Source organism: Cupriavidus numazuensis (assembly GCF_905397435.1).
GTDB classification, from domain to species: domain Bacteria; phylum Pseudomonadota; class Gammaproteobacteria; order Burkholderiales; family Burkholderiaceae; genus Cupriavidus; species Cupriavidus numazuensis.
Window position 1 is genome coordinate 68,833 of record NZ_CAJPVI010000006.1, and the last position, 13,875, is coordinate 82,707.

General features: G+C 66.3%; 17 protein-coding genes. 9 read left to right on the forward strand and 8 right to left on the reverse strand.

The genetic code is table 11. The features are described from left to right. The first annotated feature begins 157 nt into the window (after positions 1–157). A complete protein-coding gene (locus KHO41_RS06900; RefSeq protein WP_211952551.1) occupies positions 158–1,006 on the forward strand; it encodes a D-amino acid aminotransferase in 849 nt (282 codons plus the stop codon). A gap of 55 nt (positions 1,007–1,061) precedes the next feature. Next, positions 1,062–1,337: a hypothetical protein gene (locus KHO41_RS06905; protein WP_211952552.1), complete on the forward strand. Its 276-nt coding sequence runs from the start codon at positions 1,062–1,064 to the stop codon at positions 1,335–1,337. Between the two features lie 34 nt (positions 1,338–1,371). Here the strand turns inward: KHO41_RS06905 and KHO41_RS06910 are convergent, their stop codons facing one another. Genes KHO41_RS06910 through KHO41_RS06920 form a run of 3 tightly spaced genes read right to left on the reverse strand, consistent with a single transcriptional unit; the run spans position 1,372 to position 3,784 of the window. Next, on the reverse strand, positions 1,372–1,929 hold the full coding sequence (locus tag KHO41_RS06910; protein WP_211952553.1) for an OmpA family protein: 558 nt from the start codon (positions 1,927–1,929) through the stop codon (positions 1,372–1,374). Next, positions 1,926–3,200, reverse strand: a complete 1,275-nt coding sequence (locus KHO41_RS06915; RefSeq protein WP_211952554.1) for a diguanylate cyclase domain-containing protein — start codon at positions 3,198–3,200, stop codon at positions 1,926–1,928. Before KHO41_RS06915 ends, KHO41_RS06910 begins: the two co-directional genes overlap by 4 nt. Continuing rightward, positions 3,197–3,784, reverse strand: a complete 588-nt coding sequence (locus KHO41_RS06920) for a YfiR family protein (protein WP_244873738.1) — start codon at positions 3,782–3,784, stop codon at positions 3,197–3,199. The genes KHO41_RS06915 and KHO41_RS06920 overlap by 4 nt, the downstream gene beginning before the upstream one ends. Before the next feature lie 359 nt (positions 3,785–4,143). On the opposite strand from KHO41_RS06920, the gene KHO41_RS06925 reads away from it, so the two are divergent. From KHO41_RS06925 to KHO41_RS06940, 4 genes are all read left to right on the forward strand, one after another. Then, complete coding sequence (locus tag KHO41_RS06925) at positions 4,144–4,605, forward strand: DUF4149 domain-containing protein (RefSeq protein ID WP_211952556.1); 462 nt, start codon at positions 4,144–4,146, stop codon at positions 4,603–4,605. Positions 4,606–4,708: 103 nt separating this feature from the next. Further along, positions 4,709–4,912, forward strand: a complete 204-nt coding sequence (locus KHO41_RS06930; RefSeq protein ID WP_211952557.1) for a hypothetical protein — start codon at positions 4,709–4,711, stop codon at positions 4,910–4,912. A 118-nt stretch (positions 4,913–5,030) separates the two neighbouring features. Next, the gene (locus KHO41_RS06935) at positions 5,031–5,432 is read left to right on the forward strand and encodes a YXWGXW repeat-containing protein (protein ID WP_211952558.1); all 402 of its coding nucleotides are present in this window, start codon (positions 5,031–5,033) and stop codon (positions 5,430–5,432) included. Between the two features lie 142 nt (positions 5,433–5,574). Beyond that, positions 5,575–5,805 (forward strand): hypothetical protein, encoded by a 231-nt coding sequence (locus KHO41_RS06940; protein WP_211952559.1) that lies wholly within the window; start codon positions 5,575–5,577, stop codon positions 5,803–5,805. A gap of 23 nt (positions 5,806–5,828) precedes the next feature. Here the strand turns inward: KHO41_RS06940 and KHO41_RS06945 are convergent, their stop codons facing one another. The 4 genes from KHO41_RS06945 to glpK all read right to left on the reverse strand — a co-directional run bounded on the left by KHO41_RS06945 (position 5,829) and on the right by glpK (position 9,923). Then, positions 5,829–6,221, reverse strand: a complete 393-nt coding sequence (locus KHO41_RS06945) for a hypothetical protein (RefSeq protein ID WP_211952560.1) — start codon at positions 6,219–6,221, stop codon at positions 5,829–5,831. An 86-nt stretch (positions 6,222–6,307) separates the two neighbouring features. Beyond that, positions 6,308–6,679: an MliC family protein gene (locus KHO41_RS06950; RefSeq protein ID WP_211952561.1), complete on the reverse strand. Its 372-nt coding sequence runs from the start codon at positions 6,677–6,679 to the stop codon at positions 6,308–6,310. A 42-nt stretch (positions 6,680–6,721) separates the two neighbouring features. Beyond that, positions 6,722–8,326, reverse strand: a complete 1,605-nt coding sequence (locus KHO41_RS06955) for a glycerol-3-phosphate dehydrogenase/oxidase (RefSeq protein ID WP_211952562.1) — start codon at positions 8,324–8,326, stop codon at positions 6,722–6,724. 46 nt (positions 8,327–8,372) lie between these two features. Next, positions 8,373–9,923, reverse strand: coding sequence for a glycerol kinase GlpK (gene glpK / locus KHO41_RS06960; protein ID WP_211952563.1), 1,551 nt, complete (start codon positions 9,921–9,923; stop codon positions 8,373–8,375). Positions 9,924–9,970: 47 nt separating this feature from the next. Here glpK and KHO41_RS06965 point away from each other — a divergent pair, with 47 nt between their 5' ends. Together KHO41_RS06965 and purU are read left to right on the forward strand one after the other, a co-directional pair. Next, a complete protein-coding gene (locus tag KHO41_RS06965) occupies positions 9,971–10,813 on the forward strand; it encodes an NUDIX hydrolase (RefSeq protein WP_211952564.1) in 843 nt (280 codons plus the stop codon). A 69-nt stretch (positions 10,814–10,882) separates the two neighbouring features. Further along, on the forward strand, positions 10,883–11,749 hold the full coding sequence (gene purU, locus KHO41_RS06970; protein ID WP_211952565.1) for a formyltetrahydrofolate deformylase: 867 nt from the start codon (positions 10,883–10,885) through the stop codon (positions 11,747–11,749). 76 nt (positions 11,750–11,825) lie between these two features. Here the strand turns inward: purU and KHO41_RS06975 are convergent, their stop codons facing one another. Beyond that, positions 11,826–12,596 (reverse strand): DeoR/GlpR family DNA-binding transcription regulator, encoded by a 771-nt coding sequence (locus KHO41_RS06975; RefSeq protein WP_211952566.1) that lies wholly within the window; start codon positions 12,594–12,596, stop codon positions 11,826–11,828. A 156-nt stretch (positions 12,597–12,752) separates the two neighbouring features. Here KHO41_RS06975 and KHO41_RS06980 point away from each other — a divergent pair, with 156 nt between their 5' ends. Beyond that, on the forward strand, positions 12,753–13,874 hold the full coding sequence (locus KHO41_RS06980; RefSeq protein ID WP_211952567.1) for an ABC transporter ATP-binding protein: 1,122 nt from the start codon (positions 12,753–12,755) through the stop codon (positions 13,872–13,874). Position 13,875: the final 1 nt, after the last annotated feature.

Sequence of the window (13,875 nt, forward strand, 5' to 3'; positions counted from 1 at the left end):
GTAAACGGTGCGCCGGTATCAGGCGCCGTCCGACAGCGGGCGCCTGACCCTGTGCGGAAGCGACTCGGCCCGGCGTTCAGATACCTTATGCGCATATTGCATAAGCCGCCCCACGCGCTTGTGAAAGAATCGGACATCTCTTCAGCAAGCACTTACCATGTCCGAGCCTCTCGTCTATCTCAACGGCGATCTGACCCCATTGTCCGAAGCCCGCATCCCCGTCCTGGATCGCGGTTTTATCTTTGGTGACGGTATTTACGAGGTCATCCCGATCTACAACGGCAAGCCGTTCCGGGGCGCTCAGCACCTGGCACGTCTCGCGCGTAGCCTGGCGGCCATCGGCATCCCCGATCCGCATCACGCGTCCGAATGGCAGGCGCTGATCGCGCGCGTGGTGGAGGCGAACGGGCTGTCCGACCAGATGATCTACATCCAGGTCACGCGGGGCGTGGCAGGGCGCACGCATGCGTTTCCGAAGGCAGTCACGCCGACCGTGCTGATCATGACCAATCCGATGGTGCTTCCGTCTGCGGAAGCGGTGGCGCAGGGGGTGGCGTGCGTGACGATGGAGGATCGGCGCTGGCTCAATTGCCAGATCAAGTCGACGTCGCTGCTCGGAAATGTGCTGGCCGCGCAATATGCGGCCGAGCAAAGCGTGACCGAGGCGATCCAGTTTCGCGATGGCTGGCTCACGGAGGCCTCGGCGTCCAATGTCTGGGTGGTGCGGAGCGGCCGCGTATCGGCGCCGCCCAAGGACAACCTGATCCTTGAGGGCATCCGCTACGGGCTGATGGAAGAGTTGTGCGCCGCGCTCGATATCTCTCTGGAAGCCCGCCGCATCTCGCGCGAGGAGGTCTTCGGTGCGGACGAGGTATTGCTGTCGTCGGCGAGCAAGGAGCTGCTGCCAGTGGTGTCCATCGATGGACAGACGATTGGAACAGGAGCGCCCGGCCCGGTCTTTCGCAAGCTCTACGACGCTTACCAGGCCGCCAAGGCCGCGCTTTGAGCGCACGGGCATGCCCGTGCTAGCATGACTGCCGGACCGCTTCCGGGAGACAGCCATGGCCAAGCGCGAGCGCGGCCGGCGCGCCTTGCAGGACGAGGTAAGCCGGCGGGTGCAGCAGATCGACGAAATCGGCGAGGATGGCGCGAAGATCCGCGCACCAATGCCTGAGCCGCATCCACGCGATGCACGCGGACGGAACTGGGACATGAAGGGTTTCGGCCGGTCCACCGGCTACGAGGCGAGCATTCGCGCCGTCGTCGACAAAGTGCGCGACGAGTTCGATTTGTCCGACTCCATCGAGAACCGCGCACCCAATCCATTCGGCGACTGAGCCTTTCGGCATTGCCGCGATGTGTCCGGCGCGGCTACTCCACCGTCACCACGATGGACGCGCGCCGATTTTCGGCGCGGCCCGCGGCGGTGCGGTTGTCTGCCACTGGCCGGCTCTTGCCCATGCCGCGCACTTCGATGTTCGTGGGTTCGAACCCGGCGGTAACCAGTACCCTGGCTACGGCTTCCGCGCGCCGCAGCGAAAGCCGCAGGTTGTATTCCGTGCTGCCCGTGTGATCGGTGTGGCCATCCACGCGCACATGGTCGATGCCGACGCCTAGCAGCACGTGGCCCAGACGCCGGATGTCCGCAATCCGATCCGGGGGGATGATGGCTTCGTCGAAGCCAAACAGGACTTTGACCGGCCGGCCGAGTTCCCAGCCGATATCTGTCTCCGTAAACCCTTCCTGCTGGAGCACGGCCACCTGCGCCGGTGTCAGGCCCTGAGCCGGAGGGGCCGTCTTGCAGCCCGACAAAGCCAGAACCATCGCTGCCAGAGCCGCCAGCAGGGCAACCGCCGCCAGCCTGCGGATATCCCGCGGGCCGGCATGCGGCAACTGACTTGCCGCAGCGGAACGATAGGCAGGCCTCATCGCTGGTCCCGGCTGGCCTCCAGGCGTGGCTCGGCACTCTGCCAGGTCCCGCCGCATCGGCGCTTGGCGCCGTACATGGCCGCGTCGGCCGCATGCAGCAACCCCTGGCTGCCCTGCGCATGCACCGGAAACACGGCTATGCCAATGCTAAGCGATGCCGTAATGCATGTGCCATCGGGCAAAAGGATAGGTTCGGGAATTCGCCGCAGGATCTGTTCGGCAATCGGCACGACATCCGCCGGCGCGCGCAAGGACGTGATGAGCACGGCAAACTCGTCGCCGCCAAGGCGCGCGACCACATCGCCTTCGCGCACGCTTGCGCGGATGCGCTGAGCCAGGGCGACCAGCACCTCATCTCCGGCGGCATGGCCGAACCGGTCGTTGATGCCTTTGAAGTCGTCGCTGTCGAGATAGAGCAGGGCCGCATAGCTGGCGCTCGCCGCCGCGGCACGAACGGCAAGCTCGAGCAGTTCTTCGAACGCGGACCGGTTGACCAGGCCGGTCAGGGAATCATGGCTGGCACGGTGCGCGAGCGAGCGGTTCTCGTGCTGCAACTGGTTCTGCCAGGTTTCGAGCTCATCGAGCAGGCCGTTGAAGTCATCGCCCAGTGCATTCAGTTCCTCGATGCGGGCGGGCGGCGTGCGCTGGGCAAAGTCGCGCTCCGAACGTACGGCGTGGGCCACGCGCATCAGGTTGCGCAACGGCTCGACAATCTGCGCGAGCATACGGCTCGACATATAGTGCGCGCTGACGGCAGTCAGCAGCAGGCAGGCCAGCAGGCCCAGCCCGCCTTGCAGCAGGAACTGCAGCAGATTGGACGGGTCGCCGGTCATGCGCAGGGTACCCACCGGTTGGGCATCGTGCAGAATCGGCTGCTCGATCACACCGGTGCTGAGCAATTCGCCAAGCGCGTACCGCAAGCCGTCACGACGTTCGTGGCCGGGACGCTGCCAGTCGGCCAGCACGCGGTTGTCGAGATCGACGACGGTCGCGCGGGAGACGTCCTCGGATGCGGCGATCACGGCCAGCGTCTCGCCGGTGGCGACCTTGTCGCGGAAGACCACGGGCGCTTCGAGCGTATAGGCGATCGACCGTGCCACGAGCCGCAGGTTGTGGTCCGCATAGACCCGCAGTGCAGCAAAGCCCAGCGCGGTCAGCGAGAGGCCCGCCGTGCAGACGGCCAGCAGTGCTACGCCAAGATGGATACGTCGCAGCGTGCTGTAGAGGGTGGGGCGTTGACGGCCGCTGGCGGGCTTCGATCCGGGCTTCATGACGAGGCGCCCCTGCGACGGCCCAGCTGCAGCACGGCCGGATGGACGTGTACGCCGCTGCGGGCCAGCGAATCGAGATTCACGCGGAACGACACCTGGTTCTCGCGGATGTTCAGGCAGAACATGCTGCCAACCTCACACTCGAAATCCTCTTCGCTGATCACCAGCACCGGTCGCCCTGTCAGTTCTGCGCCCAGCCGCTGGCGCCGCGCGTCGGTCATGGCACCAAGATAGAGCGCATCGCAGTTGCTGGCGAGCGGCTCGGTCATGACGTCGACCTCGCGCGTGCGTACCTGGCGGCCGTTGCTGAGCGTGCCGCCTTCCAGCAGGCGCGCCGGGTACCGGCTGGTGTTGTCGACGCAAAGGCGGACCGACTCGCGCTCCGACGGCCAGCGCGCGTAGCCAAGCAGGCTGAAGACCACGCGCGCCACCATGTCTGTGCGTTGCGGGGCCGGTTGCGCGGTGACGCCCGGAGGCAGCACGGCTGGCACGATGGCAAGCACGGCTGCCGTCAGCAGCCGCAGCCAGTAGCGAAGCGGGCTGCGGTTGCGGCTGGTGCGGAATCTGGCTGGGGCGCGAGCCATGGGTGGCGGAGTATGCGTACTGCCTGATCGGGTTGTCCGGGGTCCACTCATGGCAGGATACGTGCGTTCCTTCCGTGAATGGTTCCAGGGGCAGGCGGCGTGGCGAAAATATTTGTCCCGGCGGCTGCGTCGGGCGGTCAAGCCATGCACCGGCCGGCGCCAGGCCGCGGTTGTTGTACTGGTTCTGATCGTGCCGGGATGCGGGTGGGGGCGGGTCCGGCACTGTCAGGACCGGTTATCGGCAGAAACGCCGGAATCCTGAATTCGGGCGGATAGTGGCGTCCGCTGCCTGTGCCCAATAATGCGCGCGGCGCCTAGAATGCAGGTTCAGCGCGCAGCGCCTATCCGACACCATCACGATGACTTTCCTGCCGATTCTCCTGTTCCTGCATGTGATGGCCGCCGTCGTATGGGTGGGCGGCATGTTCTTCGCTTACCTGTGCCTGCGCCCGGTCGCGGGGCAGGTGCTCGACCCGCCGTCACGGTTGCGGCTCTGGCGTGGGGTCTTCGAGAAGTTTTTCCGCTGGGTCTGGGTGGCGCTGGTGCTGATCCTGGCCAGCGGCGGCGCCATGATGGCCAATGCGGGTATGGCTGCGGCACCGCCAAACTGGCACCTGATGGCCGGCATCGGCGTGGTGATGGCCGTGGTTTTTCTGTTTGTTTTCTTCAAGCCCTATCCGGTCTTGCGGCAGGCCGTGGATGCCGGCGAATGGCCGGCTGCCGGCGCCGCGCTCAATCGGATTCGTCAGGCGGTCGGTATCAATCTTGTGCTGGGCCTGATCAATGTCGCGGTGGCGACCTTGGGGCGCATGGCCGGCTGATGGATCGACCGGTGGATCGACAGATCAAGCGCACGGCGACTGTCGGGGAACTGTCGCACCGCTGTGCTAGTCTTTTCAGACACGCATTGCGAGGAGGTGGATCATGGCGAATGAGTCCCGTTCCGGACTGAAGGCTTTCGTGCAGACCGCGCCCCAGGCGGGCCGCTATGTCTGGATCATTTCACTGGTCGATTTCAGTGCGCAGCAGATCCGGCGCACCATTGTGTCCGACGATACCTTCACGACATCGGATGCTGCCCGCGTGGCGGGCGACGCCGAACTGAAGGCCATGGCTGCGGACCACTAGTCCGTTGCACCGGCGCAGCCCGGCGCGACGGCCGGTGCCCGGATACCCTTTCTTACAATGGGTGTGCCCATCCCAGCGTTAGACTTGGGCCACATCTACAAGACAAGAAAGGGTTTCCATGAAGATTCGTTCCCGCGTCTTGCCGCGCGCGATCCTGCTTGCGTCCTTCGTTTGCGGTGGCCTTGCCGTAGGCCAGTCCGCGCAGGCTCAGGTCTCGGTCAATATTGCCATTGGCGTGCCACCGCCGGCACCGGTCTATGAGGTCGTGCCCGCGCCGCGCCCTGGCTATGTCTGGGCACCAGGCTACTGGGACTGGGACGACCACCACCACAAGCACGCGTGGAAGAAAGGTCGCTGGGAACACGAGCGTCCGGGTTACGTCTATGAGTCGCCGCGCTGGATCCAGTCGCGCGATGGCTGGGTGCTGGTGCCGGGCCGGTGGGACGACCACCACGGCAAAGGCAAGGGTCCCAAGGGCTATCACTGCCCGCCGGGGCACGCCAAGAAGGGGGAATGCTGAAGCCTTGACTGTAGTCAGGCTGGCGCCTCGGCCCGCACGATGACTAGCGTGCGGGATGCCATGCTACGATCGTCCGCGGTAATCCTGCGAACTGCCCCGCAGGCCATGCGGTCCGCCGGCCGCGGACACGGAGAGACGGACAATGGCAAAGCATGTTTTCACGCGTGCTCAGTATCTCGATATCCTCAACGACAGCCTTCGCAACCATCCGGGCTGGCGGCCCGGCATGGCTTTCGTGTTCCTGCCACCAGGCGCCGATGCGCGCCAGGCAACGGCCGTGGGATGTACGGGCCCGCTTGACGCCATTCCGGTGTACGCAGAGATCCAGCGCGTGGCGGCGGACCTGATCGAGGTGAGGGACGAACCGGCGTAGCCGGTCCGGATGGCGGACGAGCCTTACTCTTCGTCGTCCTCGTCTTCCTCGTCTTCGAGGAATTCGCGACGCAGCATCCAGTTGGCGATGGCGTCGTCGCAGATCTTCTTGAGCTTCTGGCGGTCCGGCATCTTGTCGAACATCGCGAAGTTGACCAGCGCCATGCCGGCATCGGTGATGTAGAACATCCGGCGCGGGTCGTCGGGGTGGACGATGCGTCCGTCGATGTCGCCTTCCTCGTTGTCGCTCGGCACGTCTTCGAGTTCGACCACGCGGCACGTGAAGCGCGGGATGCGCGTATGGGTCAGGTACTCGAATTCATCGTGCAGAACGTCTCCGTCCCTGCCCGCGGCGACCGCGAAGCCCCAGATGAAGCGTGGCATCGGTAAGTCGGACAGGCCTTCAATCTCGTCCATGGTGTTCTCCGTATTGCAATTGCCCGCATTATCTCCCGGAATGCCGTTGCCTCAAAAGCCGGATGATGGCGGAGTGGCGGAGCGCGCTATCGCACCGCGCGGCATCCGCCCAACATCGGCGGATTGGCGTCTGTCTGCATCAGGTCGCGCAGCGTGCCCTCGTCGCCCTTGGTCCACCATTCATAGCGGCCGCCCACGTAGCGCGCGCCGGAACCGCTCACGACGCTTACCGCCAGCACCGGCTGGCCTTCGAGCCGCAGGATGGCTGCCTGGTTGTCCGGGCTGTTGAAGTAGCGCACGGTCAGGTCCTTGTCGCCGTCGCACTGGTACCGCACGGTACGGACGTCAGGAAAGCGAACGCTGTCGATGCCGGGGGCACCTGCGGCGAATGCGCTGGCGCTGGCGCAAACGGCCAGAAGCAGGGCGGGGAGGACGAGCGGTTGCGGGTGCTTGGTCATATCGGTTTTCAGGTCGGAAACGTGGAGAGCGGCCCGGCAGGTTCAGCCAAGCATGTATCCGGCGGCGAGCTTGCGGAAGCTTTCGACTTCGCCGGCCTGCCAGGCCTCGTCGTGGCCCAGTTCTTCCGCCAGGATCGCTGCCACATGCGGGGCGGCTTCCACGGCCGCGCGGGCGTCGAGAAAGAGCGCGCGGTTGCGCCGCGCCAGCACATCTTCGACGCGGCGTGCGAGTTCGTGGCGCGCCGCAAAGCGCACGTGGGACTCGGTCAGGCCGGACGTCGGTGCCAGAACATTGTCCATGCCGGGCAAGGCGCGCAATGCGGGCAACTCATTGCCATAGTAGCGATCGGGCGACACCGAGTTGGGCACCGGCAGATCGGCTGGCAGGCCGCTCGCGCCGTGAAGGGGCAGATCGGCGGTCACGCAAGGCGCGGCGCGCAGCATCTGGCGCTGGATGGCCGTCTCGATGACATCTTCTGCCATCTTGCGGTACGTGGTCCATTTGCCGCCGGTGACCGTGATCAGCCCGGCGCGCGAGACCACGATGGTGTGCTCGCGCGAAAGCGAAGCCGTCGATGCCTCGCCCGTGGCCTTGACCAGTGGCCGCAGGCCGGCCCAGACGCTGGTGACATCGGCGCGGGTGGGATCTTGCGCCAGGTAGCGCGAAGCCGTATCGAGGATGAAATCGACGTCATCGGTGCTCGCGCCGGGCTCCAGCGGCAGGTCCTTTCGCGGCGTGTCGGTGGTGCCGACGATGACATGGCCATTCCACGGCACCACGAACAGCACACGGCCATCATCGGTCTTCGGGATCAGGACGGCGCGGTCGCCGGGAAGGAAACTGCGCGGCAGCGTCAGGTGCACGCCCTGGCTCGGCGCGACCATGGTGCGCGCCTGGCCGTCTTCCATCTGGCGGATGGCGTCCACCCATACGCCGGTGGCATTGACCACGCAGTCGGCGCGCAGCCGGAACGTGGCATCGCCGAGCGCATCGCGCACGGTCACGCCATTGACTACGCCGCCCTGCTGCGACAGGCCGGTCACCGGCAGATAGTTGATGGCGGTGCCGCCAACGTCGAACAGCGTGCGCATCAGTGCAATGGCGAGGCGCGCGTCGTCGAACTGGCCGTCGAAGTACAGGTTGCCGCCGCGTAGCGGGCGCCCGCCCACGTGCTCGGCCAGCGTCGGCGCGGCGGCCAGTACCTCGCGGTGGTTGAGCCAGCGGCTGCCATCGAGATTCAGCCCGCCGGCCAGCATGTCATAGAGCTTCAGGCCGATGCCGTAGAACGGCTGGTCGAAGAGCTGGTAGGCCGGTACGACGAAGCCCAGGGGCCACACGAGATGCGGCGCATTGCGGGCGAGCAGCCCGCGTTCATGCAGCGCTTCGCGCACCAGGCTGATATTGCCCTGGGCCAGGTAGCGCACGCCGCCGTGCACGAGCTTGGTGGCCTTGCTCGACGTGCCCTTGGCGAAGTCGGCGGCCTCCACCAGCAGCGTGCGGTAGCCGCGCGACGCGGCATCGACGGCTGTGCCGAGGCCGGTGGCGCCGCCCCCGATGACGATCACGTCCCAGCGCGGCTCGCGTTCCAGGCTCGCGAGCAGGGCGGCACGGGACGGCGGCTGGATCGGGGTCGGGGCTTTCGGCATGACTCTCTCTGAAGGGATTGCGTAGGGTGTTGGGCGCGAAGGCGTGTCAGGTTGTCTTGCCGCCTGCGGCCTCGTCATCCTCGCGGGCCCAGTCGCGGGACCGTGCCACGGCGCGGTGCCAGCGCGACAGCCGGTGCGCGCGTTCATCTGCGGACAGGTTGGGCTCGAAGCGCTGCTGCACCTGCCATTGCCGGGAAATCTGCTCCTGATCGCTCCAGTACCCGGTGGCCAGGCCCGCCAGGTAGGCCGCGCCCAGCGCCGTGGTTTCGGTGATGCGCGGACGCACCACGGTCGTGCCCAGCAGGTCGGCCTGCATCTGCATCAGCAGGTCGCTGCGCGACGCGCCGCCATCCACGCGCAGTTCGGCCAGCGCAATGCCGGCGTCCTTCTGCATGGCATCGAGCACATCAACACTCTGCAGCGCAATCGATTCCAGCGCGGCGCGTGCGATCTGCGGGCGGCCGGTGCCGCGCGTCATGCCGACCAGCGTGCCGCGCGCGAACGCATCCCAGTGCGGCGCCCCCAGGCCGGCGAAGGCCGGCACCAGCACCACGCCGCCCGTGTCCGCGCACTGGCGCGCGAGCGGCTCGACCTCCGGCGCGCTTGCGATGATCTTCAGGCCGTCGCGCAGCCACTGGATCGTGGCGCCGCCCATGAAAACCCCGCCTTCCAGGCAATATTGCGTATGGCCGCCGATCTGCCAGCCGACCGTCGTCAGCAACCGGTTGCGCGAGACCACGGGCTGCGGCCCGGTATTCATCAGCAGGAAGCAGCCCGTGCCATATGTGTTCTTGGCCATGCCCGGCGACAGGCACGCCTGCCCGAACGTGGCGGCCTGCTGGTCGCCTGCGATGCCGGCAATGGGCACTTCCACGCCAAACAGCCGCGGCACAGTACGGGCGACCTCACCGCTGGACGGCACCACTTCCGGCAGCACCTTGTGCGGGATGTCCAGCAGTGCGAGCAGTGCATCGTCCCATTCGAAGCTGTGGATATTGAACAGCATCGTGCGCGAAGCGTTGGACACGTCGGTCACATGGCGCGCGCCGTCGGTGAGCTGCCAGATCAGCCAGCTGTCGACGGTGCCGAACGCCAGTTCGCCGCGCTGGGCCCGTTCGCGCGCGCCCTTGATGTTGTCGAGCATCCAGCGCAGCTTGGTGCCGGAGAAGTAGGCATCGATGACGAGCCCGGTCTTGTCGCGGATCATGTCGGCATGGCCGGCGGCCTGCAGCGCCTCGCACATGGGCGCGGTGCGTCGGTCCTGCCAGACCAGCGCGCGGCCCACGGGCTCGCCGGTCTTGCGGTCCCACAGGACTGTGGTTTCACGCTGGTTCGTGATGCCGATGGCACGCAACTGCGAGGCCGAGATCCCTGCGTCGTTCAGGGCCTCGTGCGCGACGGCGAGCTGCGTCTGCCAGATTTCGTATGGGTCGTGCTCGACGTGGCCGGGATGTGGGTAATATTGGCGAAATTCCCGTTGGGCAAGCCGTACCACATTGCCGGCGTGGTCGAACAGAATGGCCCGCGAACTGCTCGTGCCCTGGTCGAGCGCCAGTACGAACTGCTGCTGCGCGGCCTGCGTGGTCTGCTGGTTCATGCCTTTCGTCCCTGAAAATCCTCAACTTGCGTAACTTGCGTCCGCCGATGCCTACCGACACCCTTGCCGCCATTGAAGCGTCCATCGCCGCGCGCAGCCCGTTCGACCGCGCCACCAAGCTGCGCCTGATGGTAGCGGGGCAGCATGTCGGCTGGCTGCCGCGTGCCCATGCCGATGTCCTGCGCGGCATGGGTTGCGTGCTCGGGCCGGAAGAGGAGACGCCGTCGGGCCCCAGCGTCGAACTGCTGCCGGGACGTGGCGACTTCGAGGTACGCAGTGCCGCGCTCGAGGCGCTGGCAAGGCAACTGGCCGAGGGCGGCCATGTGCGCGGCTGGCGCGACGAGCTGTTTGCGGTGACGCCGTCCCTGGATGCGCCAGCGCTTGCGGTGGTCGAACGTGCCGCCGCGCGTTTCCTGGGCCTGCTGACGTTTGCCTCTCACATGAACGGCGTGGTTCGGGGCGAGCCGACGTTCTGGATCTCGCGCCGTAGCCCGAGCAAGGCGGTAGATCCCGGCATGTGGGACAACCTCGTCGCCGGCGGCATGCCCCATGGCAGCGATCCGCTTGCCACGCTGGTGCGCGAATGCGAGGAAGAATCCGGCATCCCGGCCGCTCTGGCACGCGGCGTGCAGGCTCATGGCTGCATCGAAGTGCTGCGCGAGATTCCGGAAGGCGTGCAGTGGGAGCACGTCTATGTCTATGATCTGGAGTTGTCCGCGGACTTCAAGCCGCATAACCAGGACGGCGAAGTGGCCGAACACCGCCGCATCGGTCCCGACGCATTGCTTGCTATCATGTCGGCCGGCGCCATGACGGTCGATGCGACACTGGTGACGCTGGATGCTCTCCGCCGACGCGGCTGGCTGGCCCCGGCGGGCAATCCCGCCTGATGCGGGGCCCCGGGCCCCGCCTGCGCTCTCCCGGCCCCGTGCCGCACGCACCCGACAGAACAACACACGATGAGCAACACCGGATTCATTCTTACTCTTTCGTGCCCGGACCAGCCGGGCATCGTTCATTCCGTCTCCGGCCTGCTGTTCCAGCACGGCTGCAATATCGTCGATTCGGACCAGTATGGTGATGAATTCACCGGCCGCTTCTTCATGCGGGTGCATTTCACCCCGTCGGCCGGCGGTCCGGGCCTGGATGCGCTGAAGGCGGCGTTCGCGCCGGTCGGCGACCAGTTCGGCATGCAGTGGGAACTGTTCGATGCCTCCGCCAAGCCGCGCGTGATGATCATGGTGTCCAAGATCGGACACTGCCTGAACGACCTGCTGTTCCGTGCCAAGGTGGGCGGCCTGCCGGTCGAGATCGCGGCCATCGTCTCGAACCACCGCGACTTCTACCAGCTCGCCGCGTCCTACGACGTGCCGTTCATCCACCTGCCGCTGATGAACGCGTCGGCCGAGCAGAAGGCCGCGCAGGAAGCGCGCGTCTTTGAAGTGGTGCGCGACCAGAACATCGACCTTGTCGTGCTCGCGCGCTACATGCAGGTGCTGTCGAACGACCTGTGCCGCAAGCTGGCCGGTCGCGCGATCAATATCCACCACTCGTTCCTGCCGAGCTTCAAGGGCGCCAAGCCGTATTACCAGGCCCATGACCGCGGTGTGAAGCTGATCGGCGCGACCGCGCACTATGTGACGGCTGACCTCGATGAAGGCCCGATCATCGAGCAGGAAATCGCGCGCGTGGACCACAGCATGGACCCGGACCAGCTCACGTCCGTGGGCCGCGACGTCGAATGCGTGGCGCTCGCCCGCGCAGTCAAGTGGCATGCGGAACACCGCATCCTGCTGAACGGCCACAAGACCGTCGTCTTCAAGTAATTGCTGCAGTTTGCCGCCGGCGCGCGTCGCGCCGGCCGGTATGCGGATACTGGCGTGCGCCGCCACGGCGGCAGCGTCAGTCCTGGTCCGCCACCACACATTTCACTCCGCTGTCCGCCACGATCTGCCCGAACGGGGCCGCCAGCGGCTCATCGGTGAACAGTCTGTCGATCTGCGACAGGTGCGCGAGTTCCACCATCGCCTGGCGGTGGAACTTGCTGGCGTCCGCGGCCAGCCACACCTCGCGCGCATGTTCCATGATGGTCCGCGCCACCTTGACCTCGCGGAAATCGTAGTCGCGCAGCGTGCCGTCGGCCTCGATGCCCGAGATGCCGATCAAGCCGATATCGACCTTGAACTGGCGAATGAACTCCACCGTGGCTTCGCCGACGATGCCGCGGTCGCGTGAGCGCAATACGCCGCCGGCGACGATCACTTCGCAGTCCGGGTTGTCGGCGAGGATATTGGCCACGTTCAGGTTGTTGGTGATCACGCGCAAGCCGCGGTGATGCATCAGCGCGCGCGCAATCTCTTCCACCGTGGTGCCGATGTTCAGGATCAGCGAGCAGCCTTCGGGCACTGCCTTGGCCACCGCGCGCGCAATGCGCACCTTGCTTTCGGCATTGAGTACCTGCCGCTGCCGGTAGGTGATGTTTTCCGTGGTCGAACCCTCGACCCGCACGCCGCCGTGAAATCGCGCGAGCATGCCGCCTTCCGCCAGCAGATTCACGTCACGGCGAACCGTCTGCAATGTCACGCCGAACTTTCGCGCAAGCGCGTCAATGGAGGCGAAGCCCTGGCTGCGGACTTCTTCGAGAAGGGCGGTCTGGCGGGGGTTCAGGGTCATGCGGGGCATTCTAGTTCAAACACAAACGAAAACAAATGATGCGGTGCACTATTGTTTTCTGTTCGTTCATTTACTAAAACGAGCATAAGCCAAACATTGTGCGTCCGCAGCGCGCTGGCTCCCTGGGTGGAAGGGCATGTCGAACATGGAGATCGGATGCAGCTGAGTCTTGAGGGCATTGCGCAGCAGGCGGGCTCGCAAGCCTGCCTTTATCCGATGTCGCTGGCGCCCGTGCCGGGTGCGGTGACAGTGCTGCTTGGCGCCACGCAAGCCGGCAAGACTTCCCTGATGCGCGTGATGGCCGGACTGGATCGTCCCAGCGCCGGCCGCGTGCTGGTGGACGGCGCCGACGTGACCGGTGTGCCGGTACGCGAGCGCAATGTCTCGATGGTGTACCAGCAGTTCATCAACTATCCGTCGATGCGGGTGTTCGACAACATCGCGTCTCCGCTGCGGCTGCAGCGGCAGGCCAAGCGCGAGGACATCGGGGCACGGGTGCGGTCGCTGGCTGCCAGGCTGCATATCGACCACCTGCTGGACCGCTACCCGGCCGAGCTCTCGGGCGGCCAGCAGCAGCGGGTGGCGCTGGCGCGCGCGCTGGCCAAGGGCGCGCCGCTGATGCTGCTGGATGAGCCGCTGGTCAATCTCGACTACAAGCTGCGCGAGGAGCTTCGCGAGGAACTGACCCACCTGTTCGCGCAAGGCGATGCTACCGTGGTCTACGCCACCACCGAGCCGGCCGAGGCGCTGCTGCTCGGCGGCTACACCGCAGTGCTCGACGCCGGCGAACTGCTGCAATACGGCCCGACGCCCGAAGTTTTCCACTATCCCGATTCGCTGCGCGTCGCGCGCGCGTTCAGCGATCCGCCGATGAATCTCGTAGAGGGCACGCTGCAAGGCGGCTGGGTCACGTTGTCGGACGACATCTCGGTGCCCGTGCCGGAAGCTGGCCGCCACGCCGGCCCCGTTACCGTGGGGGTGCGCGCGGCCGCACTGCGGCTCGATGGCGTGCCGGGATCGGTGCCCGTACCTGGCCGCGTGGCACTGGCGGAGCTGTCCGGCTCCGATACCTTCGTGCACGCCGATACGCCGGTCGGCAACCTGGTGGCGCAGTTCGCAGGCGTGTTCGATCTCCGGCTCGGTGCGCCGCTGACGCTGCATCTCGACCCGGCGCAGCTCTACCTGTTCGATGACAGCGGCCAGCGCCTGTGCGCGCCGCGGCGGCCCGGCGGGCTGGCGGCCAATGTTCTGCCTGCCGGCGCAGTGACGGGGGGCTGAG

Coding starts and splice junctions, on each gene's coding strand:
- KHO41_RS06900 (WP_211952551.1), top strand. CDS start 158: ATGTCCGAGCCTCTCGTCTATCTCAACGGCGATCTGACCCCATTGTCC.
- KHO41_RS06905 (WP_211952552.1), top strand. CDS start 1,062: ATGGCCAAGCGCGAGCGCGGCCGGCGCGCCTTGCAGGACGAGGTAAGC.
- KHO41_RS06910 (WP_211952553.1), bottom strand. CDS start 1,929: ATGAGGCCTGCCTATCGTTCCGCTGCGGCAAGTCAGTTGCCGCATGCC.
- KHO41_RS06915 (WP_211952554.1), bottom strand. CDS start 3,200: ATGAAGCCCGGATCGAAGCCCGCCAGCGGCCGTCAACGCCCCACCCTC.
- KHO41_RS06920 (WP_244873738.1), bottom strand. CDS start 3,784: ATGGCTCGCGCCCCAGCCAGATTCCGCACCAGCCGCAACCGCAGCCCG.
- KHO41_RS06925 (WP_211952556.1), top strand. CDS start 4,144: ATGACTTTCCTGCCGATTCTCCTGTTCCTGCATGTGATGGCCGCCGTC.
- KHO41_RS06930 (WP_211952557.1), top strand. CDS start 4,709: ATGGCGAATGAGTCCCGTTCCGGACTGAAGGCTTTCGTGCAGACCGCG.
- KHO41_RS06935 (WP_211952558.1), top strand. CDS start 5,031: ATGAAGATTCGTTCCCGCGTCTTGCCGCGCGCGATCCTGCTTGCGTCC.
- KHO41_RS06940 (WP_211952559.1), top strand. CDS start 5,575: ATGGCAAAGCATGTTTTCACGCGTGCTCAGTATCTCGATATCCTCAAC.
- KHO41_RS06945 (WP_211952560.1), bottom strand. CDS start 6,221: ATGGACGAGATTGAAGGCCTGTCCGACTTACCGATGCCACGCTTCATC.
- KHO41_RS06950 (WP_211952561.1), bottom strand. CDS start 6,679: ATGACCAAGCACCCGCAACCGCTCGTCCTCCCCGCCCTGCTTCTGGCC.
- KHO41_RS06955 (WP_211952562.1), bottom strand. CDS start 8,326: ATGCCGAAAGCCCCGACCCCGATCCAGCCGCCGTCCCGTGCCGCCCTG.
- glpK (WP_211952563.1), bottom strand. CDS start 9,923: ATGAACCAGCAGACCACGCAGGCCGCGCAGCAGCAGTTCGTACTGGCG.
- KHO41_RS06965 (WP_211952564.1), top strand. CDS start 9,971: ATGCCTACCGACACCCTTGCCGCCATTGAAGCGTCCATCGCCGCGCGC.
- purU (WP_211952565.1), top strand. CDS start 10,883: ATGAGCAACACCGGATTCATTCTTACTCTTTCGTGCCCGGACCAGCCG.
- KHO41_RS06975 (WP_211952566.1), bottom strand. CDS start 12,596: ATGACCCTGAACCCCCGCCAGACCGCCCTTCTCGAAGAAGTCCGCAGC.
- KHO41_RS06980 (WP_211952567.1), top strand. CDS start 12,753: ATGCAGCTGAGTCTTGAGGGCATTGCGCAGCAGGCGGGCTCGCAAGCC.